This window comes from Brevibacterium sp. FAM 27836, assembly GCF_051351055.1.
Taxonomy (GTDB): Bacteria; Actinomycetota; Actinomycetes; order Actinomycetales; family Brevibacteriaceae; genus Brevibacterium.
Genome location: NZ_CP195711.1, coordinates 1,543,770 through 1,569,480, shown reverse-complemented (window position 1 = coordinate 1,569,480; position 25,711 = coordinate 1,543,770). Strand labels below are relative to the sequence as shown.

Here is a 25,711-nt window from a genome sequence, read left to right as displayed (position 1 = left end):
GCTCAGCTCGGTGAGAACGAACCGATGAGTTCGTTGACGCCGAGGATGAGGAAGATCGCGGCGATCACTCCGAGGATGATGTTGAGCACCCAGCCGTTGCGCCACTGTGTCGGCATGTGCCGGCCGTTGAGGAGGAAGAGGAGCGTGATGGCCAGGAAGGGCATGAACAGGGAGCCGAGCACGCCATAGGCGATGATGATGGTCACCGGTTTGCCGAGCAGGAGGAGCAGCATCGGTGGGAAGGTGAGCCAGAGGACGTAGAATTTGTAGTACTTTCCGCCGGAGCGGCGGTCCGGGTGATCCTCGGGCTTCTTGCGCAGCTGGCCCCAGAAATCGGCGAACATGATGGAGACGCCGTTCCACACGCCGAGGACGGAGGAGAACGACGCCGCCCAGAACCCGACGAGGAAGAGGTTGCCGACGAAGGCACCGTACCGGTCGGCGAGGACGCCGGAGAGTTCGACGAGCCCCTCATCGCCGGATTCGATGGCGATGTTCGCCGAATACAGCAGCTCGGCGCCGATGATGAGCATCGCGATGACGAAGACGCCGGAGATGACATAGGCGACAGAGTTGTCGATGCGCATCACCCGCATCCACTTCGGCTGATACCACCCCTTCTCCTTGAGCCAATAACCGTAGGCGGCGAGGGTGATCGTGCCGCCGACCCCGCCGGCGATGCTCAGGGTGTTGATGAGACCGCCCTCGGGGATGAGCGGAATGAGGCCCTTGACGGCGTCGAGGAGATTCGGCGCGGCGAACGCGGCCGATCCCACCACAGTGAGGAACATCAGCCCGACGAAGACGGCGACGAGCTTCTCCAGCGTGTGGTACTTGCCGAGCCAGACGAGGCCTGCGCCGACGAGTCCGGAGAAGATCGCGTAGGCGATGAACGGGATCTGCGGGAAGGCGGCGTAGATCGGCAGGGCGGAGGCCGACATCGCGGTGGCCCCGTAGACGAATCCCCAGATGAGGATGTAGGGGCCGAAGTAGATCGACGTCCATACGCCGAGTCTGCGCCAGCCTTCGAAGATCGAATGCCCCGTCGCCAGCGACCACCGTCCGGCACCCTCGACGAGGAAGATCTTGATGACCACACCAGCGATGACCGCCCAGAGCAGGGCGTAGCCGAATTTCGATCCGGCGACGAGGGTGGCGACCAGGTCTCCCGCGCCGATGCCGGTGGCGGCGACGACGAGTCCGGGGCCCAGGAGCTTCCAGCGGGGAGGGGCCTCGTTCGCCGCGGTGCCCTCAGCGGGGGATTCGTTCGAGCGGTCGTTCGGGATCTGATCGTCGTCCATGAGACTCATCCTCGAGGTCTGTGATCACAGTCACGGTCTGATGCCGACTACTCTACATGGGAGTCCTGCGGCTCGGGCGCCTGAATCTCTGCGCCCGGCAGCTCGATGAGGTTCTCTGTGATCCCGGACAGGAACGCGCGGCCGAGCGTCGTCAGCGAGAGTTCTTTGCGCTTGGCTCCGGTCCGTGGGGCGCTGGTGTCGGTGCTGACCAGGAGCCCAGAGTCCTGGAGCCGTTTGATCGTGCGATAGAGGCCGCGTTCCGTGATCTGCCAGCCTGTTCTCCGGGTGAGTTCGGTGAGGATCGTGGTGATCCCGGTCGGCTGATGGCGTGCGACGAGGTGGAGGACGACGGGGGTGAGCATCGACTTCTTGTAGGTTTCGACCCAGGAATCGATCCGATCGGACAGCCATTCCTGCTCCTCTGTGGGGCGTTCCTCGCCGAGGCGGTCTTCGCCGAGGCGGTCCCCGGGGGTCTCGGCCGCGTGCTCCGTCGCGGCCTCCTTCCTGCTTGGGCTCATCACGCTCAGTCTTCCCAGCCACGTCCGAGGACGGTGCCGATGAGATGGATGAGCAGACCGAGGCCCCACAGTGCGCTCATGACGAGGGTGGCGCCGAACCATGAGCCGCCGAGGAGGGCGGCGCCGATCGCACCGCTCGGGCCCTCTCCGGAGCCCAGGGTGATGACTCGGATGACCAGATGGAGAGTGAACGACGTCGTCACAGTCACATAGGCGAGGGTGTGGGCGATGACGACTCCGAAGCGCACGCGTCGCAGCTGCTTCCGGTTCCGGCGCAGCCACACGACGATGCCGAGAGCGACGACCGCCGTGAGCGCCCCGGCCAGGACTGTGACCCGTCCGCCGGTGACGGCGATGACGACGTGGACGACGGCCATCGCGATGATGAGCCCGAGGGCATAGGGGAGGAGCAGAGAGCGCGAATTCACGGACGGTGTCTTCTGCGGGGTGTCAGACATAAAGGTACTGTACCAATGGTTCAATGCCGTAATCAAGAGCCACCCGCACCAAGGCGGAGCGGAGGAACCCTCGGACGCGGACGAAGCACCGCCTCGGTGAGGGCGGCTGTGTGAGAATGGTCGGGTGAATATGGGGGCCAGGCATCGGCGTGCTCTGCGGGGCAGCGCCGCCGCGACGGCGGCGACCTTCGTCGCTCTGGCTTCGCACATCCTCGGTGGGGGAGGCTTTCCGACGGCCATGGGCGTCATCGTGCCGCTGGCGCTGTCGAGTCTCGTCTGCGTTCTGCTCGCCGGGCATCGGCTGTCGCTGGTGCGGCTGACGATCTCGGTCGGGATCAGCCAGGCGATCTTCCACTTCCTCTTCTCCGTGTTCGCGCACACCACTTCGGCATCGGGCGGTCTCCAGGCCCTCCTCGGTGCGCATGGCCACACCGGGTCGACTCAGACGGCTCATCATGCGGCAGTGCAGATGGGCCATGATTCTGCGGCGATGCCGACCATGGACGGGGCTGTGACCATGGCCCCCGAAATGCATGCGCACGCCGGCCCGGGGATGCTCCTGGCCCACGTCGCAGCGGGGATCGTGACGGTCGCGATGATCTACTGGGCCGAGCGTCTTCCGGTCATGCTCTGCGAATTCGCTCGCCTCATCATCCGGGCGGTCATCCCGCGGCTGATCCTCCCGCGGACACCCATCGACGGGCCGAGAACGCCGGTCAACGCCGCCCCCGTGATTCCGCGAACCCTCGGTGTTCTCCGGTCGCCGGTGCTGCGGCGCGGGCCCCCGCAGGCTGCTTTCTGACACTCATCACACCCGCACATCGGCTCCAGCGAGCCGGTGCGGTCTCTGCTGACCACTTCTGACAGAAAGCATCATCATGACACCACCGTCATCAACCGTGCCCGAAAATTCGGGCGACCGTCCGACCGCCCGGCGCCCCGTTCAAGCAGACCGGCGGCCAGCGGGTCGCCACCCCGAACAAGCAGATAGGCAGCCCGCCCGGCCGAGCGCGTGGTTCGGTCCGCTCCTGCGCCGCCTCCACTTCTATGCGGGAATCCTCGTCGGTCCGTTCATCCTCATCGCCGCGCTCAGCGGGGCGCTCTATGCGATCAGTCCGACGCTGGAGAAGGTGGTCTACGCCGAACAGCTCAGCGTCCCGCCGACCGATGACCCGCTTCCCCTGGCCGCACAGGTCGAAGTGGCGAACGCCGTGATCGGCGGTGAGGCGACGCCGTCGGCCGTCCGACCGGGGCCCGAGCCCGGAGACACCACTCGAGTGATGTACTCCGACCCGAGCCTGGGCGAGAGCGAATCCCGCGCGATCTTCATCGACCCCGCCACCGCCGAGGTGACAGGTGACCTCACCGTCTACGGAACCTCGGGTGCCCTGCCGCTGCGGACCTGGATCGATCAGCTGCACCGCAGTCTCCACCTCGGCGATTTCGGGCGTCTCTACAGCGAACTCGCCGCCTCGTGGCTGGGAATCGTCGCGGCCGCCGGCCTGGTCCTGTGGATCATCCGGGCCCGGAAGACGCGCCGAGCCGCCGCGATGCTGCGACCGAGCAGGAAGCACACTGGGCTGCGACGCACCTTCTCCTGGCACGCCTCGGTGGGGGTGTGGGCGGCCCTCGGTATGCTGTTCCTCTCCGCCACCGGCATCACATGGTCCCAGCTGGGAGGGGAGAACGTGACGAAGCTGCGGGCGGCCCTGAGCTGGGAGACCCCCGCGATCTCCACGGAGCTCGGTCAAGGGTCCTCGCCCGCGGACGAGCATGCCCACCACCACGGTGACGGTGCATCCTTTGCGGGAACTTCCGGAACGTCCGCCGGGACGCCCGGCACGTCCCCCGAGGCGACCGACCCCGGCATCGACCCGAGCAGCATCGACCCGGCCGACTTCGACATGATGCTGTCGATGGCTGAGCAGGTCAACGTCAACACCGGACTCGTCGAGATCCTGCCGCCGGCCGATGAGCACTCGGCCTGGGTCGTCCAGGAGATCCAGCACAGCTTCCCCAGCGAGGTCGACGCCGTCGCCTTCGACCCGCACACGATGGAGGTCACCGACCGCGTCGACTTCGCCGACTACGGGGTGGCGGCCAAGCTCGCCCGCTGGGGCATCGACGTGCACATGGGGTCGATGTTCGGACTCGCGAACCAGATCGTGCTCTTCGTCCTGGCGATCGGCATCGCCGCGATGGTCGTGTGGGGATATGTCATGTGGTGGCAGCGTCGGCCGAGGCGGGGCCCGGTGACGGGGTTCGGAATCGTCCCTGCCCGGGGCGCTCTGGCCGGGGCACCGTGGTGGGGAGTTGCAGCCGTGGCGCTCGCCGCGATCGGCATCGGCGTGCTGCTGCCATTGGTGGGGCTGAGTCTCCTCGTGTTCCTCGGTGCCGATGTGCTGCTGGGGAGGAGGGAGCGGCGCGGGCTCAGTCGAATCGCACCGAGTCCCGCGCCGCCGTGTCGACCCTGAGCTCGAAGACATCGGGACGCGAATAGTGGCCCACGGGGTCGAAATCGAGATGTGACCGGGTCTTAGTGTCGGGGTCGATCTCGGCGTAGAGGATCGCCTCTTCGTCGTAGATCGGCCCCGCGAGCACCTCGCCGGTGGGTGCGACGATGATGCTTCCTCCGCGGATTGCGGTCTCGCCGTAGGGCAGGTCCTCATCGAACGGGTGGTCATCGGGGAAGTCGCTCTTCGTGATGAACTGGCATGCAGAGAGCACATGGACCCGCCCCTCCAGGGCAATGTGGGTCATGGACGAGGACCACGTCGGTCGGTCGTCGACGGTCGGCGCACAGTAGAGTTCGACGCCCTTGGCGTACATCGTCTGTCGGAGCAGCGGCATGTAGTTCTCCCAGCAGATGACCGTGCCGACCCTGCCCACTGGAGTGTCCATGGTGTCGAGGGTCGACCCGTCGCCGAAGCCCCAGATGACACGCTCGGTGCCGGTGGGCATGAGCTTGCGATGGGCGCCGACGATACCGTGCTCGGGATCGATCATCAGCGCAGTGCAGTAGAGCGTGTTCCCGGATTCTTCGATGATGCCGATGACGGTGAAGATCCCATGCTCTCGGGCGGCCTCGCCGAGGCGGGTGACCTCGGGGCCGTCGACGCTGACCGCACCGTCGAAGTACCGCTGGAACTCATGCCGCCCGCGGGCGGTGCGCATCCCCACCGGGGCACCGAAGGTGCTGCCCTTCGGATAGCCGCCGATGAACGCTTCAGGAAAGACCGCCAGTTCCGCACCGTTGTTCGCAGCCTCAGCCATGAGCCCGATCGCCTTATCGATCGATGCCTCGGCATCGAAGGGAATGGAACCGGCCTGGACGACTGCAACACTGTTCATGGGGACTGACCTTCCTCGCTCGTGGACCACGTGTGCCTTCACTCTTCGCTCTCAGCATCGCCAGGTCAAGAGGATGCAGCTCGTGATCAGGGTGGAGCGCACGCGCCTGATGAGTGCGTGCGCTCCACATCGCAGTCCGGCTCAGGGCCGCTGAGAGAGCTCACCCCCAGTGCGACAACGACCTCTGTCGCATGCTCTCGCGGAACTGGCCTGTCGACTTCTCGAGCAGTTCCCCGGTTCCCCAGTCGAGGACGACCCCGTACTGGCGAACGACGTCGTGGACGGTGATGTCACCTTCTCGGTAACGGCGGGCGACCTCGGCTGGATCTGCATCGATCCATGCGACGCGTTCGGCGCGGATCCGTGTACGTTCTGCTCTGGTCGCAGCCTCGTCGATCTTGTACTCGTCGAGCTCAGCATCGATCTCGTTGATGACGACTCCGTAGTCCTTGGCTGCGCGGTCCATGGAGACATACCCATCGATGACGTCTTCGAGGACCTCCGCCGTGGTGCGTTCGAGCGGATCTCCGAAACCGCCGCCTCCGGCGCTCGGACGTTCGAAGGTGTCGCCTGGGCTGATGGAGACGTTCGAGAACGTCGCGCCCAGGTAGGTTGAGCCCCCGGAAGACGGGTTGAGCCAGACACCGTGTGGGATCGACGGCAGTCCGCCGTTGATGCCCCAAGTCGTCGAGCGGCCGCGATCGCAGCAGTAGCTCATCACAGCCCCTGATGCGTCGGTGAGTATGCCGCCTTTATTGACCCCGCAGCCTCCGCGGAAGCGGCCCGGACCACCAGAGTCGGTATTGATCGAGTGCTGGGTAGTGATGACGGGCGTGAGACGCTCCTGTCCTTCGACCGGCTGCACGGCGAGACCGGTGCCGAAGACGGGGGAGGTCGCCGATGATCCATCCTTCGTGGACCGGCCGCCCCAACCTCCGGCCATCCAGTCGTACCACATGAAGTAGCTGCTCGATTTGGTACGACTGTCATGCCCGCCGACCAGCAGATACTCGAGGTTGAACGCACAGGCCATCGCCCTCTCCGGCATGATGTGCGACCAGAGCTCGAAGATCGCATTCATCACCTTCTCGTACGGACCGGAGCAGAATCCCGTGACCGCGTGGGGCCAGCCGGCGTTGACGACGGTGCCTTCCTCACCGATATCCGCTGTGACAGCCTCATAGAAGCCGGAATTCAGTGGGACTTCGGGGAAGAATGTCTTCGTGCCCGCGTAGATGGCGGAGAATGTTGTGCCGTAACCGGAGTTGAGGAAGGTGGAGACCGCCTCGGCAGCACCGGTGAGGTCGTAATGGATGCCCGAGCCGTCCAGCGTGAGTTTGACGCGGATCGGAGCCAGCCCTTCGCCCTTGGCGGGATCTCCGTCGAGGAAGTCGACGGTCTCCCATTCGCCCCGCGGAAGATCTCCGAGGCTGGCTAGCACTGTTCGGCAGACGTAGTCCTGAGTCTCCTGCATCGCATCGAGCACAGTCCCTTTCGAGTACTTGTCGACGAGGCGGAGAACCTCGCGTTCGCACACTGCGGTCGCTTCGGCCTGAGCATTGAGATCGCCAAGCGCCTGATCCGGTGCTCTGGTGTTCGAGACGAGAAGCTGTGCGACATCATGGAGGAAACGGCCCTTGTGCCAAACTCTCAGGGGAGTGATGCGCAGCCCCTCCCCGAAGTGCTCACTGGCGGAGACGTCGAAGGAACCAGGGACAGAGCCTCCGATGTCGGCCCAGTGCCCTTTGTTCTGAGCAAAGCCGATGATTTCATCTTCTGCGAAGATCGGACGGATGAAGCTGACATCGTTGAAATGCGTGCCGCCTCGATAGGGATCGTTGATGAGGAAGACATCTCCGGGATTGATGTCCTCACCGAACTCGTCCATCACGGCCTTGCACTGGAAATGGAGCGTGCCGACGTGCACCGCGATATCCGCGCTTCCCTGCATGACCGTGTTGCCGAACTTATCGCACAGCGCAGACGAGAAGTCGCGGGAATAGATGACGAACGAATAGCAGGTTCGCAGAATCTGCTCACTCATGAGGTCGACGCTGGTGGCGAAGGCGTTCTTGAGTACTTCGAATGTCACCGGATCGAGGGTGGTCGTCGGTGTTGTCGATGTTGTGGTGGTCATTGCTGTCTCCTCACAGAGCGTTCTGCGTCGAGTCCTCGGCGGCAGAAGCCGGGACATTCTCGTACGGCTCGGTTGTCAGTGCGATGCGAATGTTGAACCACTCGTCGATCACAGCCGAAGAGTTCGGTGGGATCACAGTGGTCGAATCGATTTGATTGAGGATCGCCGGGCCGATGAATGCGGCCCCGGACGGCAGGTTCTCTCGCTGATACACCGGAGTAGGCACCCACTGCCCGTCGAAGAAGACGTCCCGGACCTCGATCGGCTCTCCGGGCTCGCCGTTGCCGACAGGCGAAGGTTTGAAACTGGGTTTCGGTGTCCTGCCGAGAGCCTTGAGATGCAGCTGGTAGATCTCAACCGGAGTCTCGTCCTGCCGGAAGGCATACTGCTTCTCATGCTCCTCGTGGAAGAGCTGCACGGCCTGCCGAAGAGCATCAGGGTCGGTGCCCATCTTGACCTGCAGAGACCGCCACTGGCCCTGGTAGCGCATTGAGATGCCACGTTCGAACACTGCATCTTCATCCGCGACCTTCTCATGCCGCAATCTGTCGCGGCCTTCGAGCTCGAGCTCCTTGAAGTGCTGCTCGACGACCTCGGCATCGGCGGAGTCAGCAGCCCCGGTGAACATCTGGGAGAGATCGTGCTGGATGTCGACGAGGAGACAGCCCAGCGCGGAGGTGACTCCGGGGCTCGGCGGCACGACGACGGAGGGGATATTGAGCTCTCGCGCTACGTCCGCACCATGCAGCGCCCCGGCGCCACCGAAGGCGATGAGGGCGAAGTCACGAGGATCGAGCCCACGCCGAATCGAGACGAGCCGGACAGCGTCGGCCATGTTCGCATTGGCGACCTTGATGATGGAATCTGCTGCAGTGTCGACATCGAGCCCGAGAGGACTGGCGATCTTCTCCTCGATGACCGTCTTGGCGCTAGCCCGGTCCAAGGTCATCTCGCCGTCGGCTAGATCGGTGCCCAGCCTGTTGAGCCAAAGGTTCGCATCAGTGTTCGTCGGTTCCGCACCACCGCGTCGATAGCAGGCCGGGCCCGGATCGGCTCCTGCCGATTGAGGCCCGTTGCGAAGTGAGCCGGCGATGTCGATATGCGCCAGAGAACCGCCGCCTGCGCCGATGGTGAGCACCTCGATGCTCGGGAAGACGATGGGGTGGCCGTATTCGACCTCCCATTCATTGGTTTCGCGCAGCTCGCCGTCAGCAATGAGCGAGATGTCGGTGGAAGTCCCACCCATGTCGAGTCCGACGGCATTTGCGTGGCCGCACTGCTCGGCCACGTGCTGAGCAGCGATGGCACCGGCCGCGATTCCCGAGGCAGCGAGTCGGACGGGAAAGCGTTTGACCACTTCTGATGTCATCGATCCTCCGCCGGAGTGGAGGAGCAGAAGCTCGCCAGTATAGCCGTCTCGAGTGAGACTGCTGTCGAGCTCTTCGACATACCCCGAGACCAGGGGGCCGAGAACCGCGTTTGCCACAGTGGTGTTGAAGCGGTTGTGTTCGAAGATCTCTGGCAGAACTTCGGCAGAGGTCGAGACGCTTGCCTCGGGGAGCTCCTCTGCGAGGATCTCGCGCATGCGGATCTCATGAGAGGCATTCGCGTAGGAGTTGATGAAGCAGACCGCTACGGTGTCGACGCCGCGCTTCTTCAGCAGCCGCGCGACTCTGCGCGCTTCGTCTTCGTCAAGAGCTGAGATCACATTGCCTGCGTAGTCGATTCGCTCAGGAACCTCGAATCGGTCGCGACGGCGGATATAGGGACCGGAGACATCCGAATAGGCGTCCCACAAGTCGTCTTTGGTGCCGTCTCTGATCTCGATGACGTCGCGGAATCCTTTGCTCGTAACCATCGCAGATTTGGGAAATCTACGAGTGATCAGGGCATTGGTCGCCACGGTGGTTCCGTGAGAGAAGAGTTCGACTCGGCTGAGATCGATGTTCGCTCTCTTTACGCCGTTGAGCACAGCTTCCATGGGATTGTCTGGAGTAGACGGGACCTTCGTCACCCGCATTCTCTGGGCGGATTCGTCGAAAATGCAGATATCGGTGAATGTGCCGCCGACGTCAACGGCGACTCTCAGATCGGCCACGGGAATCTCCTTCGATTGTTGTGTGCCCCCTAGCTTGGATGGGATGGACAGGCTGGTCAATGGAGCAGGTGAAGGAAAAATGCGCTAGCTTTGTGGAAATTACAACGCTCGTGCGTCGATGCTGGTGATGATTGGGGAAGCGATTGAGAGCGCGCAATGACGAACAGTCGAGGGAGCGAATCTTCGATGAGCTGCTGAGTTCGCTGAATTCTGCTGACCCGCTCGAATCGGTGTTGTCCCGGGTTGCGAGGATCTGCAGCGGGGCAGGACTGGCTGTCAACGAATTGGGCGAGGTCATCCGAGCTGTTGGATCGGCCCCGAGCCATCTCATCTCTCAGTGGGTACGCGATGACGTGATGTCTGGTGAGGCAACTTCGCCGGGGGAGATCGAGATCGTCCACGGGAAGATCGGCAGATGGCTGGTCGGTGCTCGCATAGTGCGATTGCGCGGTCGTGATCACGCTATCGTCGTCGCAGTGCATGAGGACGCTGAGGCAGTCGGCCGAGCAAAATCGGACTATTCCGAAGCTGATCTCGTGCTCGATACGGTTTCGAAGCTCCTGCGAGCATTCGAAGGATTCGAGTCGTTCACGATCAGCAATCGCAAAGAGGAATCGGCTCGACTGCTGAGAGATCTTGAGGCAGGAGTCTCTCCTGGTCGCGAATCCGTGATGTGGCGCGCGCTGGAAGATTTCGGATTCGTCAGCCACGAGCCGATCAGGGCTGTCAGAATTCGAACCGATGTGGAAGAGCCGGGCGGACGACGGAGAGCACCGTCGCCGGGAAAGGGCATGATCGTCAAAGACTCAGGTTATGTCAGTTCGGTGATCGAACATACGGCATTGTGCTTGACTGACTTCGACATTGTGGAGCAGTTCGATTCCGACAGCCTGATCGGAGTCGGCATCTCCGGGCCCTTCACTGCACTCAGCCAAGTGCCGGAGATGCTGCAGACCGCTGACGTTGCTCTGGCCTCCGTGCGAGACTCGAAGTTCATCTTCGTCGACGAGATGCGTCCGATCGAATGGGCGGCGGCTCGGATGAACTCGCGATTCGACCGGCGACTCGTCGAGCGCTTCCTACAGCCGATCTCAGAGAGCAGCGAGGCGTGGGCGACCGTGACGACATATATACGATGCGGTGCAGTCATTGCCGAAGCGGCGAAGCAGCTCCAGGTACACGAAAACACGGTCCGATACCGACTGAGCCAGATCGAGAAGTCACTCGGCGCCAGACTGAGCGACCCGAGGACCATCGCCGAGGTGGTCCTTGCGCTCCGCTGCCGGGAGGCGGACGACGCCGTGCCGACAGACTCTCCGCGGCGATCTGGTGCCGTACGCTGAGACCATGCCCCGCCACCTGCTGACTTCGACCCCACCGGACCCCGCCCCCCGCCGAGGCGGCCCCATCGGTGACGACGCAAATGGCGCGGTCAGGGCTGCTGCCCCCGAAGGCGCGCGCAACCGCCGTCCCGTCCGCGGGCGCAGGCCCCTCATCGTCCTCTTCGCAGCGCTGCTCGTCGTCTGGGTCGGCGTCGCCGGAATCGGGGGACCGTACTTCGGCAAGATCTCCGAGGTGGCGACGAACGACCGCTCCACATTCCTGCCCGAATCGGCCGAGTCGACTCAGGCACAGGCGATCATCGACGATTTCAGCGATGATGATGCCGTTCCTGCGATCGTCGTCCTGGAGAACAGCAGCGGAGTCAGCGACGATGACTCGGCAGCGCTGAAGGATCTGGCGACGCAGCTCGATGATGAGGGTCTGCTCGCCGCCGAGGCCTCACCGGTCATCCCGTCAGAGGACGGAGATGTGCTCGAACTCATCCTTCCCGTCTCCTCGGACACGACTGCCGACGATGTCGAAGACATCCGCGCCGCCATCAGCGACACCATGGCCACAGGTGACAGTGGCAGCAGCGTCTCCGTCCATGTCACCGGGCCGGCCGGTTTTGCGGCTGACCTCTCCGAAGCCTTCGCCGGCATCGACGGCATCCTCCTGATCGTCGCGCTCATCGCCGTCTTCGTCATCCTCATCATCGTCTACCGTTCACCGCTGCTACCGGTGATCGTCCTCTTCACCTCGGTGGCGGCACTGTCGGCCTCGATCTTCGTCATCTGGCACCTCGCCGATGCCGGCATCCTCCTCGTCAACGGCCAGGTCCAAGGGATCCTGTTCATCCTCGTCGTCGGCGCCACCACCGACTACTCCCTCCTCGTCGTCTCCCGCTTCCGCGACGTGCTCCTGACCGAACGCGACAGACTCAGAGCCGGATTGGCGGCGCTCAAGGGCGTGCTCGAGCCGATCGCGGCTTCGGGCGGGACCGTCATCGCCGGCCTTCTCGTCCTGCTCCTGACCGACCTGGCCTCGACGCGGGCGCTCGGTCCCGTGGCGGCGATCGGCATCCTCGTGGCGATGTGCGCGGCACTGACCTTCCTGCCCGCCGCCCTGATCATCATCGGCCGGGCCGTCTTCTGGCCGTTCCTGCCGAAGGTAGGCCCGGCCAGCGCTGGCGCGAAGCCCGGTCTGTGGTCACGCATCGCCGAGGTGGTCGCCAAGCGTCCGCGCGTGATCTGGATCGGTCTCGTCATTCTCCTCGCCCTGCCCCTGGTCGCCTTCCCGCAGTTCAAGGCCTCCGGTGTGGCGCAGAGCGACTTCGTCCTCGGCGAATCCGAGGCCCGCGACGGCCAGAACGTCCTCGCCGAACATTTCCCCGGCGGTTCCGGTTCGCCGACTCAGATCGTCGTGGCCGAAGACCAGCTCGAGGACGCCGCGCAGGCCGTCGGCCGCCTCGGCGGGGTCGAATCGATGACCGTCGTCGCCAACGACGCCCCGAGCGGGACCGTCGCCATCGACGACGAAGGCACTCTCCAGGCTCCCCAGGGCGGGGGAGGACCGGACGCGGCCGAGGCGCCGCAGTCGTCCCCACCGGCACCCACCGAGGTGGACGGGCAAGTTCTGCTCGAGGTCACGCTCACCGATGCGGCCGACTCGCTCGCCGCCGAGGACACCGTCACCTCGATCCGCGACGCCGTCCATGACGTCGACGCCGACGCCCTCGTGGGAGGGGAGACGGCCGTCGACCTCGACACGAACACCACCGCCGAGGCGGACCGGGCGCTGGCGATCCCGCTCATCCTGCTCGTCATCACCGTCATCCTCATCCTGCTGCTGAGGTCCCTGCTGGCCCCGCTGCTGCTGGTGGCGCTGACGGTGCTGTCCTTCGGCACGGCACTCGGCGTCTCTGCGCTGGTCTTCAACCACCTCATCGGCTTCGACGGCGCCGACCCTTCGGTGCCGCTCTACGCGTTCGTGTTCCTCGTGGCGCTGGGCATCGACTACAACATCTTCCTCATGTCCCGGGTGCGGGAGGAATCCCTGCGGTTCGGCACTCGCAAGGGCGTGCTCTCCGGACTCGTGGCGACCGGTGGGGTCATCACCTCGGCGGGGATCGTGCTTGCCGCGACGTTCGCAGCCCTTGCCGTCATCCCGGTGATGTTCCTCTTCCAGCTCGCCTTCATCGTCACCTTCGGTGTCCTCCTCGACGCGATCCTCGTGAGGTCACTGGTTGTTCCGGCACTCGTCCACGACATCGGCCGCAATGTCTGGTGGCCGTGGAGGAAGCGGATCCCGCTGGACTGAAGGTCGACCCCGACTGTCGGCGGCAGCGCGGATGTCGGCGCGAATGCCAGCGCAGATGTCAGAGGCGGGGAAGGCAGGCGGCAATACGGATACCCCCGGTCAGAGAGATCGGAGTCGTTGAGAGACTCGGTTCAAACTCGGTTGCCGGGGGTACGGTGGGGATATTCCGGGTACTGCCGTCGAGGGGTGGTCGACGAGCCCCGCGGAGGGGCTGGAATACCATTGAACTACGCTTTTGTTGACGTTGCAACAAAAGTGTGACACGACACGTCGAAGGTTGGCGAGCACATGGATAAGACGACTCCGGTGAGCAGCATGATCAGGGCGAACGGTCCGATCAAGATCGCGGCATGGCGTCTGATGATGGAAAAGCATCAGGACTTCATGACGCGGTTCGAGCACGAGTTCCGGACTCGGCACGGTCTGAGCGCCAATGAGTTCGACGTCCTCATCAATGCCCGACCCGCGCGCAGTGTCCGGCAGCGCGATCTGCTGCGCAGCCTGGTGATCAGTCGCAGTGCGCTCAGCCGGCTGCTCGGCAAACTCGAGGACCGGGGACTCGTCAGGCAGGAAGCCGATCCGGACGATCAGCGCGGCATACTCGTGTCCCTCACCGAGGCGGGCGCCGAGCTCTGCGACGAAGCGGCAGAGACGAATGCCGAAATCATCCTCGCCGCCTTCGCCGGCATCTCCGACACCGAGGCGGACGAGATCTTCGAGCTCGTCTCCAAAGTCTGCCCGGGCGACTAGGAGACACGCCCGCGCCCACGTCCTCGGCGACTAGGGGACACACCCGTGCCCACGTACTCGGAAGAGGGTTACGATGAGGCCATGAGCAACGTGGAGACCCGTCCGCAACAGGTTGTCTGCAAGGCCGGCGGCCTGCCCGGCCCCGCGTGTGACCAGCAGGGACGTTCCCCAGTCGAGATCATCACCTCCCGCGACGTGCCGCTGGGCGGGCCGCGGGCGATGACCGTGCGCCGGACTCTGCCGCAGCGTCAGCGCTCCCTCATCGGCCCCTGGTGCTTCGTCGACCATTACGGCCCGGCCGATGTTTCGGTCACCGGCGGCATGGATGTCGCACCGCACCCGCACACCGGTCTGCAGACCGTGAGCTGGCTGTTCGAAGGCGCCATCGAGCACATCGATTCCGGCGGCAACGTCGGCCTCGTCCTGCCTGGCGAGGTCAACCTCATGACCGCTGGGGCCGGAATCTGCCATTCGGAGGTTTCGACCGACGAGACGACGATCCTCCATGGAGTGCAGCTGTGGCTCGCTCTGCCCGAGTCCTCGCGTCACCAGCCGGAACGCGAGTTCGAGCATTACGAACCCGAACCGGTGGCCTTCGACGGCGGTGAGATGCTCGTCTTCCTCGGCAGCCTGTGGGGAACTGCTTCGCCGGTGCACACGCATTCGCCGCTGCTCGGTGCCGAGATCCGCCTCGATGCCGGGGCGAGCATCGATCTGCCCGTCGATCCGGGCTTCGAACACGGTCTCCTCGTCGACTCCGGGGACATCGCCTTAGAGAATGTCGACCTGCCGACCGCCGCGATCGGCTACACGGGCCTCGGCGTCGATGAGCTGCGCATCGCCAACCGCAGCGACGAGCCCGCCCGGCTCCTCCTCATTGGCGGCGAACCGTTCACCGAGGAGATCGTCATGTGGTGGAACTTTGTGGGCCGCACTCATGAGGAGATCGCCGCATACCGTGAGGAGTGGCAGGCCGAGGGCGACCGCTTCGGCACGGTGGAAGGCTACGTCGGCAAGGGCGGGCCTGGTCGGAACGCCGAAGGCATGGGGCGACTGCCCGCCCCGACGCTGCCCGCAGTGACGATCAAAGCACGGAGGAACCCACCGCCCCGGGTCCAGGGCGGGCCCGAGGAATGATCGCCGGGGAATAAGTCCGCACCGAGATCTGTCCTACACGGTGAAAGCCGTGTCCGCATCAGCATCCTAAGGAGCTCTCACCATGTCGAATTCATTCCAGGACAAGACCGGCGCCGAGGTGGCCGTCACCTTCAATGAGACTGGCCGGTCCTACGACATCGCCGTCGCCGACGGCACGGTCGCCGGGCGTGCGCATTTCCTGCCCGGTCCCGAAGCCGAGACCGAACGCATCTTCTACCACACCGTCGTCGACGAGGAGTTCGGCGGTCGCGGACTGTCGAAGATCCTCGTCGCCGAGGCGCTCGACGATTCCCGTGAACGCGGGGTCACGGTGGTTCCGGTCTGTCCGCTCTTCGTCAAGAAGCTGCAGGAGACCGGTGACGACTATGCGGCGCAGGGCGGGAAGCACCGCAGCGCCACCGGTGCCGATCTCGACATCGTCAAGCGACAGGCGTGAGTGAGGGTATGGGCAACGCAAGTCGACCGTTCATCGACAAGATCCACCCGGAGAACTACAAGGCGCTGGCCCAGGCGGCCGCTTCCTCGCGGCAGGCCTCACGGGCGGCAGGACTGGATGACGGGCTGATCGAACTCGTCAACACGCGGGTCTCGCAGATCAACGGCTGCCGGACGTGCCTGAGCATTCATGCTCCGGCCGCCAGGAAGGCCGGGGTCGACCAGCTCAAGCTCGACGTGCTGCCCAGCTGGCATGAGGCCGAGATCTTCAGCGATGAGGAGTTCGCCGCGCTCACCCTGGCCGAATCCCTGACCGTGCTCGACAAGACCGCCGACCGTGATGCGATCGCCGCCGAGGTGGCTCAGCACCTGACGACGGAGCAGATCTCGGCGATCGAGTGGTCGGTCATCCTCATCAACGCGTTCAACCGCATCTCGATCGCCAGTGACCACCCGGTGTTCGGAGCCACGCAGGGCTGAGACCGGTCAGTTGATGATCTCTTTGTCGTCGTCCTCGCGGATCGCGGCGAGCCGCTCGCGCCACATCTGCAGTTCCTGCGGACTCAGCCGCTTCCATTCGGGGACCTCACGGACGATTCGCAGCGGTTCGGTGCTGCGGTAAGAGCGGGTGGGATTGCCTGGGAACTTCTTGTCCGTGACGTTCGGGTCATCGACGAACTCGCCGAGGGGCTCGACCTCGTAGACATGCGGTGATCCGGAGTTCAGCGCGGCCACCTCGGCGGCGAGCCCTGCCCCGTCGACAAGTGAGGTGAAGTAGATGTGGTTCATCGTCACTTCCGGCCGGTAGTTTGACGCGTATCCCGCGGTGAGCAGGTCACCGGGTTGGAGGGCGGCACGCGTGCCGTGGAAGAACGGTCCTGAATCGACTGTCTGTGCCATAAGCCGAAGAATAGTGCGCCGATACCTGTCTGTGCCCATACAAATCTCTACGATCAAAGGATTTCCGCCTCGGCGCCAGAGAGTTTCCGAGGACGAATCCGTCTTTTCGCCCGACAACTGTCGGGCGAAAAGACGGATATCGCGTTGTTCTGGCGGTAGTGTCACAGCGCAGAGCTCGGCATACTGGGTGACATGACACAACGACGGTCACGATTCGACGCGGAGCTCGCCGCGAGTCTGTCCGTTGTGGGCGGGGTCTTCCCGCCGACCGTCACTCCGTCGCTCATCAGCTTCATGCGAGCCTCCTATGCCTCTGAGCCGCTTGCGGAGACGCTCAGCGGTCGCCGGGTCGAACATTCCGAGTATCGGGTGCGCGGCCACCTCGGTGACGAGATCACTGTCTCCGTGTTCAGACGCTCCGGTGACACCGGTCGACGACCGACGATCGTCTACGCCCATTCCGGCGGACTGATGTTCGGGGACCGCTTCAGCGCGCTCAGCCTCAACCTCGAATGGGTTGAGAGCGTCGGCTCGGTTCTCATCTGCCCGGAATATCGGCTGGCACCCGAATTCCAAGATCCCTATGCACGCGAGGATATGTACGCTTCGTTGCTGTGGACGGCGGAGAACGCCGATGCTCTCGGCGTCGATCTCGATCGGCTCATCGTCGCCGGAGCCAGTTCGGGCGGAGGACTTGCCGCCGGAATGGCGTTGGCAACGCGCGATCGTGGGGGACCGCAGCTGAGGGGCCAACTGCTCATCTACCCGATGCTCGACGATCGTGGGATCACGCCGTCGACCGGACAATTCGACGGCATCGGGGTCTGGGACCGGGTGAGCAACGAGACCGGCTGGCAGGCGATGCTCGGTGATGCATACCGCACAGACGCTGTATCGCCCTACATCGCACCCTCACGCGCCAGTGATCTCTCTGAGCTGCCGTCTGCCTACATCGACGTCGGCTCGGCAGAGATCTTCCGCGACGAAGCCGTCGCCTACGCCTCGGCGCTGTGGAACGCCGGCAGCGAGGCGGAGCTCCACGTCTGGCCCGGAGGCTTCCACGCCTTCGACATCTTCGCCGCCCATACACACCTTGCACAAGGAATGATCAGCACCCGAATGGCCTGGATCGAGAAGCTCCTGGCCGACTGAGCGAAAGGCACAACCATGTCTGAGAACCGAGCTGTCAACGACGCCGTTGCTCGCGTGACCTCCGAGAAGGTCGAGAGTGGCGGGGTCCCCGGCGTCGTCGCCGGAGTCACCACCGACAAAGAGACGATCAGTCTTACCTCTGCAGGAGTCCGTTCCCTGGACGATCCGCAGCCGATGACCACTGATTCGGTGTTCATGATCTTCTCCACAACCAAGGCGCTGACCGGCACAGTGGCCCTTCAGTTGATGGAGTCGGGCGAACTCGACCTTGACGCACCGGCGCGCGAATATGCTCCCGGCCTGGCCGATGTGCAGGTCATCGAAGGCTTCGACGTCGACGGATCCCCGATTCTGCGGGCTCCGGCAAGCGAACCGACAACCAAACAGCTGTTGCTGCACACGGCAGGATTCGGCTACGACTTCTTCAACGAGAAGTATGAGCGCCTTGCCCGTGAGCAGGGGCAGCCGAGCATTGTCACCAGCACCAGGCAGGCCCTGCAGACACCGCTGCTGTTCGACCCCGGCACCCAGTGGGAATACGGATCGAATATGGACTGGGCCGGTCAGGTCATCGAAGGCATCACCGGTACCACCTTGGGGCAGGCGATGCAGACCCGGGTTCTCGATCCGCTGGGTATGACGGACAGCAGCTTCAGGCCATCGGCGTCGATGCGGCAGCGGCAGGCGACGATGCATCAGCGCACCGACGGTCAGTTGGCGGCCACCGACTTCATGTTGCCTGAGCCTGAGGTGGAAATGGGCGGACACGGGCTCTTTTCAACCGTCGACGACTATCTCACGTTCATCAGAATGTGGCTCAACGATGGCCAGGCAGACGACGGCACCGTCGTCCTGCGCCCCGAGACGGTGGACCTTGCCACTAAGAACCACCTCGGCGATCTCAAGGTGAAGATGCTGCCCGGGGTCATCCCCAGTCTGTCTAATGATGCAGAGTTCTTCCCCGGCATGCCGAAGTCGTGGGGCTACACGTTCATGATCAACGAGGAGGACGCACCGACTGGTCGACCGGCAGGAGCGGTAGCGTGGGCGGGACTTCCCAACCTCTTCTACTGGATTGATCGGAAGAACAACATCGGCGGCTACTGGGCCACGCAGATCTTCCCCTTCGCGGATCCGGCATCGGTCGGGGGCTACCTCGAGATGGAGACAGCGGTCTACGATGCTCTGAAGAGCTGAATCGTATCGCGGTGCGGATGAGCACCGTGGATCGGCCACCACCCGCAAGGAGGCGATGACGTGCAGGAGCTGCTCGGCAGGATTGCCAGATTGGATCCTCAGGCGAGTCTTGGCCTGCGCGTCATCGCCTGTTTTGACGAACTCATGGTCGGTGAGGTCAACTCCCGTGCCCTCGCCGCTGCGGCCGCAGCACTTGCCGGCTGCCCGGCAGGGTTCCGCAACGGCGATGAGAGCAGACAGTTGCGTGTCGATCCGTCCGGAAGCGTCATGACAGGTGACCGACCCACCGAGGTGGCTGACCTTTCCCTTCCCGATGCCTCGGAAGTCTGGCTCGAGAGAGAGGGCGATGCCCTGCCGAACGACGACCTCATCCTCGAGCGGTTCGGACTGGCGATCGGTGTGAGATTCGGATTAGAGCGCCGGCAGCTGGAGACGCCGCGGGACGTGGCACTCGCACTCGATCCCGCGGCACCGGCCGATGAACGCGGCGCTGCGGCACTGCGGCTCGGTCTGGTCGCCGGAAACGGGTATCGAGTCCTCGTGGCTCCGTTGTTCGCGGTCTTCGACAAGCGCCCAGCTGGCCCCACCGATGTCATCGCCAGCGAGCACGGCACGCTGCAGGTGCTCGTCGTCGACGACCATACCGAGGACATCGCAGTCGCACCGGCTGGTCTTGGACCCGTCGGCACGATCGGTGACCTGCCCCGTTCGCTGCGGGCGGCCGTGGTGGCACTGCGCCTCAGCCGGCCTCCCGAGGAAGGGCTCGTGCGCGCGGAGAACTTCGGCGGGCTCGTCGAACTGCTCGCGGAATCTCCCGATGCCACCGACCCCGATGCTGCCCGGATCGACGAGATCATGGATGCGCCATGGGCGGAGTCGACGGTGCGGGTGGTCCTCGAAGCACCCACGATCAGACAAGCGGCCAGAGACCTCGACCTGCATCACAGCACGGTGCAGAGCCGTGTCGAGCACATCGCCCGCTGCCTCGGTTACGACCCGCTCACCGGCTACAACAGAACCCGGCTGGGCATCAGCGTGCTCAGGTGGCGGCTGCGCAACTCCCATGTTCTCGAACTTCCCGGGCCGGTGGGCTGAAGGCCCTCCAGCACTATCTGACGGCGGTGGCCACTCTGGCCCGGCTCACTCCCGTCCGGAGCTGATCCATGTCGGGCTGTCGACGAAGTTGCGGGTGCCCTCGACCAGGGTGCGGAACGAGTCGAGCGCCCTCATCGTCGAGGCTGAGGTCAAGGGCACCGAGATTCTCGAGGTTGCGCTCGGACTTACGCGAGTCGGGGATCGGAACCGCGCTGACCCCCAACTGGGCTGCGCATTGGAGGATCCATGCCGGCGCCACTCGAGCGTTGGTGGCATCGTGACGGCGGGCCACCTCGGCGACGAGTGTGAGCAGCTTCTGGTTGGCATCCCAGGAATCGCCCATCCGAGATGTGCAGCCGCAGAGGTCGCCTGCGACCTGCTCTCTGCTCAGGGTGCCGGTGAGGAATCCGTGGCCCAAGGGACTGTAGGGCACGAACCCCACGCCGAGTTCGGCGCAGGCGGGAACGACGTGATCCTCGACATCGCGTGATCACAGACTCCACTCGGACTGGACCGCAGTGATCGGGTGGACGTCGTGGGCGCGCCGGAGTTCGGCGGCGGTGACTTCGGTGAGACCAATGTGGCAGACCTTGCCCGCCTCGACGAGCCGTACCTGACCTCGGCCGACCTCGGTCGTCTCCTCGATGCGAGCAACTGCGCGATCTCGACGGCCGCCGGCTCCCTCGCCTCGGCGCACTGCACGTTCTGCCGCCTCGGCGCTGCGGAGGACCAGTCGCCCCAAGTGATCGACCCAGCCCCCGTCGCTCTCATGACCGACCACATCCCTATCCGCCAACCGCTGCGTTCACGAACACTCATGCCCACGAACACCAATTTCCACGAACGGAGAATCATGTCCGCACGACTGCCCGAACTGATCCGAGAAACCCGCGACCCCGCCGACCTCGAGGCGGATGTCCTCATCGTCGCGGTGAGCTAGGAGAACGACGGTATCGCTATCGCCGCCCCGCTGCTCGACTCCGCGACGGTCGATGCGCTCACCGTGGCCGCCGGTGCCGTCGGGCGGACGGGGGCCGCCGATGCGAGCGCGAGGGTCCCGGCTCCGGTCGGCTGCGGGGCCGCCTCGGTGGTTCTCATCGGAATCGAGCGGGCGGACGCGAAGCGCTCCCCGGCCGATGCCGCCGATGTTCTGCGCAGCGCCGCCGGGTCCGCCTTGCGGGCGCTGTCCGGAGTCCATTCTGTGGCCGTGCTCCTGCCTATCGATGACACCGCGGATGCCGAGGCCGTGTCGATCGGGGCGCTGCTGGGCGCCTACCAGGACACGAGGCACAAGTCCGAGGCGCCGTCCCGGGGACCGGTCGAATGGATCGCCCTGTGCGTGCAGGACGCCGTCGATGTCGACTCCGTCGGCTGTGCGACCATCTCCCGCACCGTTGCCGCAGCCCGGGACCTCGTCAACGAACCGCCGCTCGACCTCTACCTCGAGACCTTCGCCGAGACGGTCGTCCGGGAGGCTGAGGCCGATGACCTCCGTGGACTCGCTATCGTGATGGTCATCGACGATGACGAGCTGCGTGAGCGCGGATTCGGCGGTCTGATCGGCGTCGGAAGCGGGTCGACCCGTGGCCCGAGGCTCGTCAGGGTCGACTATGCGCCCGAATGGGCCGAGCGGCATCTCGCGTTTGTCGGCAAAGGCATCATTTTCGACAGCGGGGGAATCTCCCTCAAGCCGCCGGCGAAGATGGAAAAGATGAAGTCCGATATGGCGGGCGCCGCCGCGGCGGTCGAGGCGCTCTTCGGGATTGCCCGGCTGGGTCTGCCGGTCCGCGTCACCGCGTGGCTCGCGCTCGCGGAGAACATGCCCTCTGGATCGGTGGTGCGCCCGGCCGATGTCCTCCGGATCTACGGGGGCACAACCGTCGAGGTGACGAACACGGACGCCGAGGGGCGCCTCGTCCTCGCTGACTCCCTGGTGGCGGCGCAGGGGGAAGATCCGGATCTCATCGTCGACATCGCGACGCTCACCGGTGCCCCAGGTCGCGGCCCTGGGGCACCGGACCTCGGGTGTGATGGGCACACCTCGACATCGCCGGCCCCGCCATCAACGCGGACTCCGCATACGGCTTCACCGTTCTCGGTGGCACAGGTGTGCCGGTGCGCACCCTGATCGCGCTCGCTGAGAACGAATCGTGATTATTGGCATTGTATTTGGTTCATATCAAAATCAAAATTGATTGACCCCGCATGTAGGCGACTTCATACTCGAATGAATGGTTCAAAGAGGAATTTTAGAGAGAGGTACTGGAACGCGCGTGAGTTATCTGTACGAACTTGGGGCCAAACAGCTGGCCGAAAAGCTGCGATCGAGCGAGGTCTCTGCATCGGAGATCCTCGAAGCTCACCTCAAGCGCATCGCCGCACACAATGGGGACATCAACGCCATCGTCGCTCTCGATGTCGAGTCGGCGCGCGCTCAGGCACAGGCGCTCGATGGTCTGCCGGTCGATGAGCGCGGGCGACTGCACGGACTGCCCGTGGCGATCAAGGACACGGCCAATGCCCTTGGCTTCACCGCCACCTCGGGGCACAGGCACTTCGAGAAATTCCGGCCCGATACGGACGACCTCCATGTCGCCCGCATGCGCGCCGAAGGCGTCATCATCCTCGGCAAGACCAATGTCCCGGAGATGGCCGCCGGTTCGCACTCCTTCAACAAGGTCTACGGCACCACCACCAACCCCTACGACACCACGAAGACGGCTGGCGGATCGAGCGGCGGTGCGGCAGCGGCCCTCGCGGCAGGATTCGTGGCCGTGGCCGACGGCAGCGATATGGGTGGCTCCCTTCGCAACCCGGCTGCGTTCTGCGGGGTCGTCGGCATGCGCCCGACCCCGGGAGTCATTGCGAACGCCGAGAACGCGAACATGGGCGACCGGCTCGTCACGGTCGGCCCGATGGCGCGCACCGTCGCGGACACCGCACTGCTCCTCGACGTCATGGCCGGACCCACCGCGGCCCAGCCCCAGCACGTGGCCCTCGATTCCGCGGCGCTGACCGAGCTGAGGCCGGCGAACCTCGGCGAGTTCCGCATTGCCTACGCCCCCGACCTAGACGGTCATGTTCCCGTCGAACCCAAGATCACATTGGCGCTGGACGCACTTGTCGATAGCCTCGCGAAGGCCGGGGCACAGGTCACCCGTGACTGCCCGAACCTGGACGGCGCGGACGAGTCCTTCCGCACTCTTCGCGCCGCCGAGTTCTTCATCAACATGGGTGCGCTGCTCGCCGCCGAGAGGGAGAACTTCAACGACTTCCTCGCCGACAACATTCTCAAGGGCAAGGGCCTGCGAGCCCAGGACGTCATGGAGGCGCTGCACACGACGACGAGGCTCTCTCGCGAGGCCGCTGAATTCTTCGCCAACGTCGACATCGTCGTGGCGCCCACGACGCAGATCCTGCCCTTCGACGCCGAGCTCGACTGGCCGAAGACCGTGGCGGGAACGGAGATGGGCGACTACCTCGAATGGATGCGTTCGGCGTGGCTGTTCACCCCGCTCGGCATCCCGGGCATCTCGATCCCGCTTGGCTTCTCCGAGGACGGGCTGCCGATCGGCGTCCAGCTCCTGGCGGGGCCGGGCAAGGACGTCGAGCTGCTGCAGGCAGCCGCCGCGATCGAGGCCCATATCGGCCTCGGCGGCTGTGATCCCTGGGAGGTGCAGGCATGAGCGCGCAAGCACAGCATCCCACTGACGACGGTGCGAAGGGCGCTGCGAGGCCCGCCGGGCGGAGGAGGCGGTCGACCGTGACCGCAACCGAGGTGATCGTGGCCGGCGTTCCGGTGCTGCTCATCATCTTCACGCCCTTGCTCCCGTTCGCGAATGAACCAAGCCTCATCCTCGGCATTCCGACGATGATTGTGTGGATGGCGGCCCTCGTCGTCGCGATTGTCGTCATCCTCCAGCTAATCGACCGCCGGATCACCCGGCGTGAAGAGGCCAATGTCGGGATCGCCGGCGTTGACGTTGCCGGTGGCACGGTCGCGGGCGAGATTTCCGCGGATGGACGCACCGTCGCAGGATCGGAGGACGAGGCATGAGCATCACAGCCATCATTGTCGTGGCCGGCATCATCCTCATCGGACTCATCGGCCTGTCCGGACGCTCGCGCGAGAAGGGCATGACCTCCTGGCTCGTCGCCGGGCGCGGACTGCCCCGCTGGACCTCCTGGTTCCTCCAGGCGGGGGAGTCGCTGACGACCTTCAGCTTCCTCGGCCTCGCCGGGATCGCCTTCACTGGCGGCGTGAGCGCCACCTTTGCGGTCGGGTACCTATCCGCCTCGGCGGTGGGACTCTTCTTCGTCGCGCCGAGGCTGCGCAACCTCTCCGCCGAACGCAGTTACCTGACGATGGCCGACTTTTTCCACGACCGCTTCGGCTCGCGCACGCTCAGCGTTGTCATCGCGATCGTCGGCGCGATCTTCCTCATCCCGTATCTGCAGCTGCAGATCACGGGCCTGGGCCTCATCGTCGAACTCGTCACCGGATCCGCCGGAGCGAGCGGACTGAGTATGGTGCTCGCGAGCCTCATCGTCGTCGTGTTCGTCATCGTCGCGGGCATCCGCGGATTGGCGCGGGTGTCGATCTTCAAGGACGCGGGCATGCTCGTCGGCCTCGTCATCGTGCTCGTCGGTGTGATCACCGCGTTCAACGGGATCCCGGAGATCTTCGCTGAGGTGGCCGCCACCAATTCCTCGATGCTCACGACCAATGCGGAGGGCTACGGGGCGATCTGGTGGATCTCCGGCGTGGCGATCACGACGATCGGCGCGGCTTTCAACACCATGCCGCATCTGTGGCCGCCGACGCTCGCTGCCGGCAGCGCGAAGATCCTGCGCAGCAATCTCAAATGGCTCGCCGTCTACCAGTTGCTGCTCTTCATCCCGATCATGGTGGGCATGGGCGGAATCGTCCTCCTCGACCCCGCCACCGAGGGCAACCGCGTGCTGCTCACAGTGGCCGGACAGACCATGCCGAGCTGGCTGGTGGCAATCGTCGCGGTCTTCGGGGCCGCGGCCGCTATGGTTCCCGCCGGGTCGATCGTCATGGGCATCTCCTCGCTGGTGTCGAACAATGTCCTCTACAAGGTGCCGGAGAAACTGCGCTTCCGCCTCAACCACGTCGTCATCGTCGTGGCCGTGGGCATCGCCCTCGTGTTCGGACTCAAGGGCGCGGATATCGGGGCGCTGCTCCTGCTCACCTACGGCGGGTTGTCCCAGCTGGCACCGGCCATCGCCTGCGGCCTGGGCACCAAGGTCAAGATGAGCGCTGCGTCGCTGGGCTCCGGAATAGTTGTGGGCACCCTGCTCGTCGCGATCATCGCCTTCACCGAGATGCCGATCGGGACGTGGGACTCGGGCTTCCTTGCACTGATACCGAACCTCGTGGTGTTTGGGGCCGTCGAGGTGATCGTGCGGATGGTGCGGCGCGGGCGTCGCGGCGGCAGCCGAGGTGACAGTGCGTCGACTGCTCCGGACGAGATCGCGACCGGGATGGTCTGAGG

The 25,711-nt window shown here is 64.7% G+C and carries 24 protein-coding genes; 16 read left to right on the top strand and 8 right to left on the bottom strand.

Annotation, left to right across the window (positions count from 1 at the left end):
* Positions 1-2 precede the first annotated feature (2 nt).
* The 3 genes from ACSE4D_RS07095 to ACSE4D_RS07085 are packed head-to-tail and all read right to left on the bottom strand — an operon-like array spanning position 3 to position 2,277.
* Positions 3-1,301 (bottom strand): Nramp family divalent metal transporter, encoded by a 1,299-nt coding sequence (locus ACSE4D_RS07095; protein ID WP_436326927.1) that lies wholly within the window; start codon positions 1,299-1,301, stop codon positions 3-5.
* 47 nt (positions 1,302-1,348) lie between these two features.
* Positions 1,349-1,819: a PadR family transcriptional regulator gene (locus ACSE4D_RS07090; protein WP_436326926.1), complete on the bottom strand. Its 471-nt coding sequence runs from the start codon at positions 1,817-1,819 to the stop codon at positions 1,349-1,351.
* 5 nt (positions 1,820-1,824) lie between these two features.
* Positions 1,825-2,277, bottom strand: coding sequence for a hypothetical protein (locus tag ACSE4D_RS07085; RefSeq protein WP_436326925.1), 453 nt, complete (start codon positions 2,275-2,277; stop codon positions 1,825-1,827).
* Between the two features lie 130 nt (positions 2,278-2,407).
* On the opposite strand from ACSE4D_RS07085, the gene ACSE4D_RS07080 reads away from it, so the two are divergent.
* Both ACSE4D_RS07080 and ACSE4D_RS07075 read left to right on the top strand, forming a co-directional pair.
* A complete protein-coding gene (locus ACSE4D_RS07080; RefSeq protein WP_436327122.1) occupies positions 2,408-3,079 on the top strand; it encodes a hypothetical protein in 672 nt (223 codons plus the stop codon).
* Positions 3,080-3,155: 76 nt separating this feature from the next.
* Entirely contained in the window at positions 3,156-4,751 is a 1,596-nt protein-coding gene (locus ACSE4D_RS07075; RefSeq protein ID WP_436326924.1) for a PepSY-associated TM helix domain-containing protein, read from the top strand.
* Here ACSE4D_RS07075 and ACSE4D_RS07070 read toward each other — a convergent pair.
* The 3 genes from ACSE4D_RS07070 to ACSE4D_RS07060 form a co-directional block, all read right to left on the bottom strand.
* A complete protein-coding gene (locus ACSE4D_RS07070) occupies positions 4,708-5,628 on the bottom strand; it encodes a carbon-nitrogen hydrolase family protein (RefSeq protein WP_436326923.1) in 921 nt (306 codons plus the stop codon). The genes ACSE4D_RS07075 and ACSE4D_RS07070 overlap by 44 nt on opposite strands.
* 160 nt (positions 5,629-5,788) lie before the next feature.
* Positions 5,789-7,765, bottom strand: a complete 1,977-nt coding sequence (locus tag ACSE4D_RS07065) for a hydantoinase B/oxoprolinase family protein (protein ID WP_436326922.1) — start codon at positions 7,763-7,765, stop codon at positions 5,789-5,791.
* Positions 7,766-7,775: 10 nt separating this feature from the next.
* Positions 7,776-9,863 carry a hydantoinase/oxoprolinase family protein gene (locus ACSE4D_RS07060; protein WP_436327121.1) on the bottom strand — a complete coding sequence of 696 codons (2,088 nt, stop codon included), beginning with the start codon at positions 9,861-9,863 and terminating at the stop codon, positions 7,776-7,778.
* 356 nt (positions 9,864-10,219) lie between these two features.
* Between ACSE4D_RS07060 and ACSE4D_RS07055 the strand changes: the two genes are divergently transcribed.
* The 6 genes from ACSE4D_RS07055 to ACSE4D_RS07030 all read left to right on the top strand — a co-directional run bounded on the left by ACSE4D_RS07055 (position 10,220) and on the right by ACSE4D_RS07030 (position 16,328).
* Positions 10,220-11,206 carry a PucR family transcriptional regulator gene (locus ACSE4D_RS07055; protein ID WP_436326921.1) on the top strand — a complete coding sequence of 329 codons (987 nt, stop codon included), beginning with the start codon at positions 10,220-10,222 and terminating at the stop codon, positions 11,204-11,206.
* Positions 11,207-11,210: 4 nt separating this feature from the next.
* Complete coding sequence (locus ACSE4D_RS07050; protein WP_436326920.1) at positions 11,211-13,505, top strand: MMPL family transporter; 2,295 nt, start codon at positions 11,211-11,213, stop codon at positions 13,503-13,505.
* Positions 13,506-13,793: 288 nt separating this feature from the next.
* Positions 13,794-14,255, top strand: coding sequence for a MarR family winged helix-turn-helix transcriptional regulator (locus tag ACSE4D_RS07045; protein ID WP_436326919.1), 462 nt, complete (start codon positions 13,794-13,796; stop codon positions 14,253-14,255).
* An 81-nt stretch (positions 14,256-14,336) separates the two neighbouring features.
* The gene (locus ACSE4D_RS07040; RefSeq protein ID WP_436326918.1) at positions 14,337-15,392 is read left to right on the top strand and encodes a pirin family protein; all 1,056 of its coding nucleotides are present in this window, start codon (positions 14,337-14,339) and stop codon (positions 15,390-15,392) included.
* Positions 15,393-15,474: 82 nt separating this feature from the next.
* A complete protein-coding gene (locus ACSE4D_RS07035; protein WP_436326917.1) occupies positions 15,475-15,849 on the top strand; it encodes a GNAT family N-acetyltransferase in 375 nt (124 codons plus the stop codon).
* Between the two features lie 8 nt (positions 15,850-15,857).
* Positions 15,858-16,328, top strand: coding sequence for a carboxymuconolactone decarboxylase family protein (locus ACSE4D_RS07030; RefSeq protein WP_436326916.1), 471 nt, complete (start codon positions 15,858-15,860; stop codon positions 16,326-16,328).
* 6 nt (positions 16,329-16,334) lie between these two features.
* Here ACSE4D_RS07030 and arr read toward each other — a convergent pair whose 3' ends face one another.
* Complete coding sequence (gene arr / locus ACSE4D_RS07025) at positions 16,335-16,748, bottom strand: NAD(+)--rifampin ADP-ribosyltransferase (protein WP_436326915.1); 414 nt, start codon at positions 16,746-16,748, stop codon at positions 16,335-16,337.
* 192 nt (positions 16,749-16,940) lie between these two features.
* Between arr and ACSE4D_RS07020 the strand changes: the two genes are divergently transcribed.
* The 3 genes from ACSE4D_RS07020 to ACSE4D_RS07010 are packed head-to-tail and all read left to right on the top strand — an operon-like array spanning position 16,941 to position 20,192.
* Positions 16,941-17,900 carry an alpha/beta hydrolase gene (locus tag ACSE4D_RS07020; RefSeq protein ID WP_436326914.1) on the top strand — a complete coding sequence of 320 codons (960 nt, stop codon included), beginning with the start codon at positions 16,941-16,943 and terminating at the stop codon, positions 17,898-17,900.
* A 15-nt stretch (positions 17,901-17,915) separates the two neighbouring features.
* Complete coding sequence (locus tag ACSE4D_RS07015) at positions 17,916-19,097, top strand: serine hydrolase domain-containing protein (protein WP_436326913.1); 1,182 nt, start codon at positions 17,916-17,918, stop codon at positions 19,095-19,097.
* Between the two features lie 60 nt (positions 19,098-19,157).
* A complete protein-coding gene (locus tag ACSE4D_RS07010; RefSeq protein WP_436326912.1) occupies positions 19,158-20,192 on the top strand; it encodes a helix-turn-helix domain-containing protein in 1,035 nt (344 codons plus the stop codon).
* A 13-nt stretch (positions 20,193-20,205) separates the two neighbouring features.
* Here the strand turns inward: ACSE4D_RS07010 and ACSE4D_RS07005 are convergent, their stop codons facing one another.
* Positions 20,206-20,625, bottom strand: coding sequence for an aldo/keto reductase (locus ACSE4D_RS07005; protein ID WP_436326911.1), 420 nt, complete (start codon positions 20,623-20,625; stop codon positions 20,206-20,208).
* A 93-nt stretch (positions 20,626-20,718) separates the two neighbouring features.
* On the opposite strand from ACSE4D_RS07005, the gene ACSE4D_RS07000 reads away from it, so the two are divergent.
* The 5 genes from ACSE4D_RS07000 to ACSE4D_RS06980 all read left to right on the top strand — a co-directional run bounded on the left by ACSE4D_RS07000 (position 20,719) and on the right by ACSE4D_RS06980 (position 25,709).
* Positions 20,719-21,132, top strand: a complete 414-nt coding sequence (locus tag ACSE4D_RS07000) for a hypothetical protein (protein ID WP_436326910.1) — start codon at positions 20,719-20,721, stop codon at positions 21,130-21,132.
* Positions 21,133-21,195: 63 nt separating this feature from the next.
* Complete coding sequence (locus ACSE4D_RS06995) at positions 21,196-22,320, top strand: leucyl aminopeptidase family protein (RefSeq protein WP_436326909.1); 1,125 nt, start codon at positions 21,196-21,198, stop codon at positions 22,318-22,320.
* A gap of 145 nt (positions 22,321-22,465) precedes the next feature.
* The gene (locus tag ACSE4D_RS06990) at positions 22,466-23,878 is read left to right on the top strand and encodes an amidase (protein WP_436326908.1); all 1,413 of its coding nucleotides are present in this window, start codon (positions 22,466-22,468) and stop codon (positions 23,876-23,878) included.
* Positions 23,879-23,955: 77 nt separating this feature from the next.
* Positions 23,956-24,249, top strand: coding sequence for a hypothetical protein (locus ACSE4D_RS06985; RefSeq protein WP_436326907.1), 294 nt, complete (start codon positions 23,956-23,958; stop codon positions 24,247-24,249).
* Positions 24,246-25,709 carry a sodium:solute symporter family protein gene (locus ACSE4D_RS06980; protein ID WP_436326906.1) on the top strand — a complete coding sequence of 488 codons (1,464 nt, stop codon included), beginning with the start codon at positions 24,246-24,248 and terminating at the stop codon, positions 25,707-25,709. The genes ACSE4D_RS06985 and ACSE4D_RS06980 overlap by 4 nt, the downstream gene beginning before the upstream one ends.
* Positions 25,710-25,711: the final 2 nt, after the last annotated feature.

Bases quoted from the DNA above. Each gene is read 5' to 3' on its own strand.
- ACSE4D_RS07095 (WP_436326927.1), bottom strand. From the start codon at position 1,301: ATGGACGACGATCAGATCCCGAACGACCGCTCGAACGAATCCCCCGCT.
- ACSE4D_RS07090 (WP_436326926.1), bottom strand. From the start codon at position 1,819: ATGAGCCCAAGCAGGAAGGAGGCCGCGACGGAGCACGCGGCCGAGACC.
- ACSE4D_RS07085 (WP_436326925.1), bottom strand. From the start codon at position 2,277: ATGTCTGACACCCCGCAGAAGACACCGTCCGTGAATTCGCGCTCTCTG.
- ACSE4D_RS07080 (WP_436327122.1), top strand. From the start codon at position 2,408: ATGGGGGCCAGGCATCGGCGTGCTCTGCGGGGCAGCGCCGCCGCGACG.
- ACSE4D_RS07075 (WP_436326924.1), top strand. From the start codon at position 3,156: ATGACACCACCGTCATCAACCGTGCCCGAAAATTCGGGCGACCGTCCG.
- ACSE4D_RS07070 (WP_436326923.1), bottom strand. From the start codon at position 5,628: ATGAACAGTGTTGCAGTCGTCCAGGCCGGTTCCATTCCCTTCGATGCC.
- ACSE4D_RS07065 (WP_436326922.1), bottom strand. From the start codon at position 7,765: ATGACCACCACAACATCGACAACACCGACGACCACCCTCGATCCGGTG.
- ACSE4D_RS07055 (WP_436326921.1), top strand. From the start codon at position 10,220: ATGTCTGGTGAGGCAACTTCGCCGGGGGAGATCGAGATCGTCCACGGG.
- ACSE4D_RS07050 (WP_436326920.1), top strand. From the start codon at position 11,211: ATGCCCCGCCACCTGCTGACTTCGACCCCACCGGACCCCGCCCCCCGC.
- ACSE4D_RS07045 (WP_436326919.1), top strand. From the start codon at position 13,794: ATGGATAAGACGACTCCGGTGAGCAGCATGATCAGGGCGAACGGTCCG.
- ACSE4D_RS07040 (WP_436326918.1), top strand. From the start codon at position 14,337: ATGAGCAACGTGGAGACCCGTCCGCAACAGGTTGTCTGCAAGGCCGGC.
- ACSE4D_RS07035 (WP_436326917.1), top strand. From the start codon at position 15,475: ATGTCGAATTCATTCCAGGACAAGACCGGCGCCGAGGTGGCCGTCACC.
- ACSE4D_RS07030 (WP_436326916.1), top strand. From the start codon at position 15,858: ATGGGCAACGCAAGTCGACCGTTCATCGACAAGATCCACCCGGAGAAC.
- arr (WP_436326915.1), bottom strand. From the start codon at position 16,748: ATGGCACAGACAGTCGATTCAGGACCGTTCTTCCACGGCACGCGTGCC.
- ACSE4D_RS07020 (WP_436326914.1), top strand. From the start codon at position 16,941: ATGACACAACGACGGTCACGATTCGACGCGGAGCTCGCCGCGAGTCTG.
- ACSE4D_RS07015 (WP_436326913.1), top strand. From the start codon at position 17,916: ATGTCTGAGAACCGAGCTGTCAACGACGCCGTTGCTCGCGTGACCTCC.
- ACSE4D_RS06980 (WP_436326906.1), top strand. From the start codon at position 24,246: ATGAGCATCACAGCCATCATTGTCGTGGCCGGCATCATCCTCATCGGA.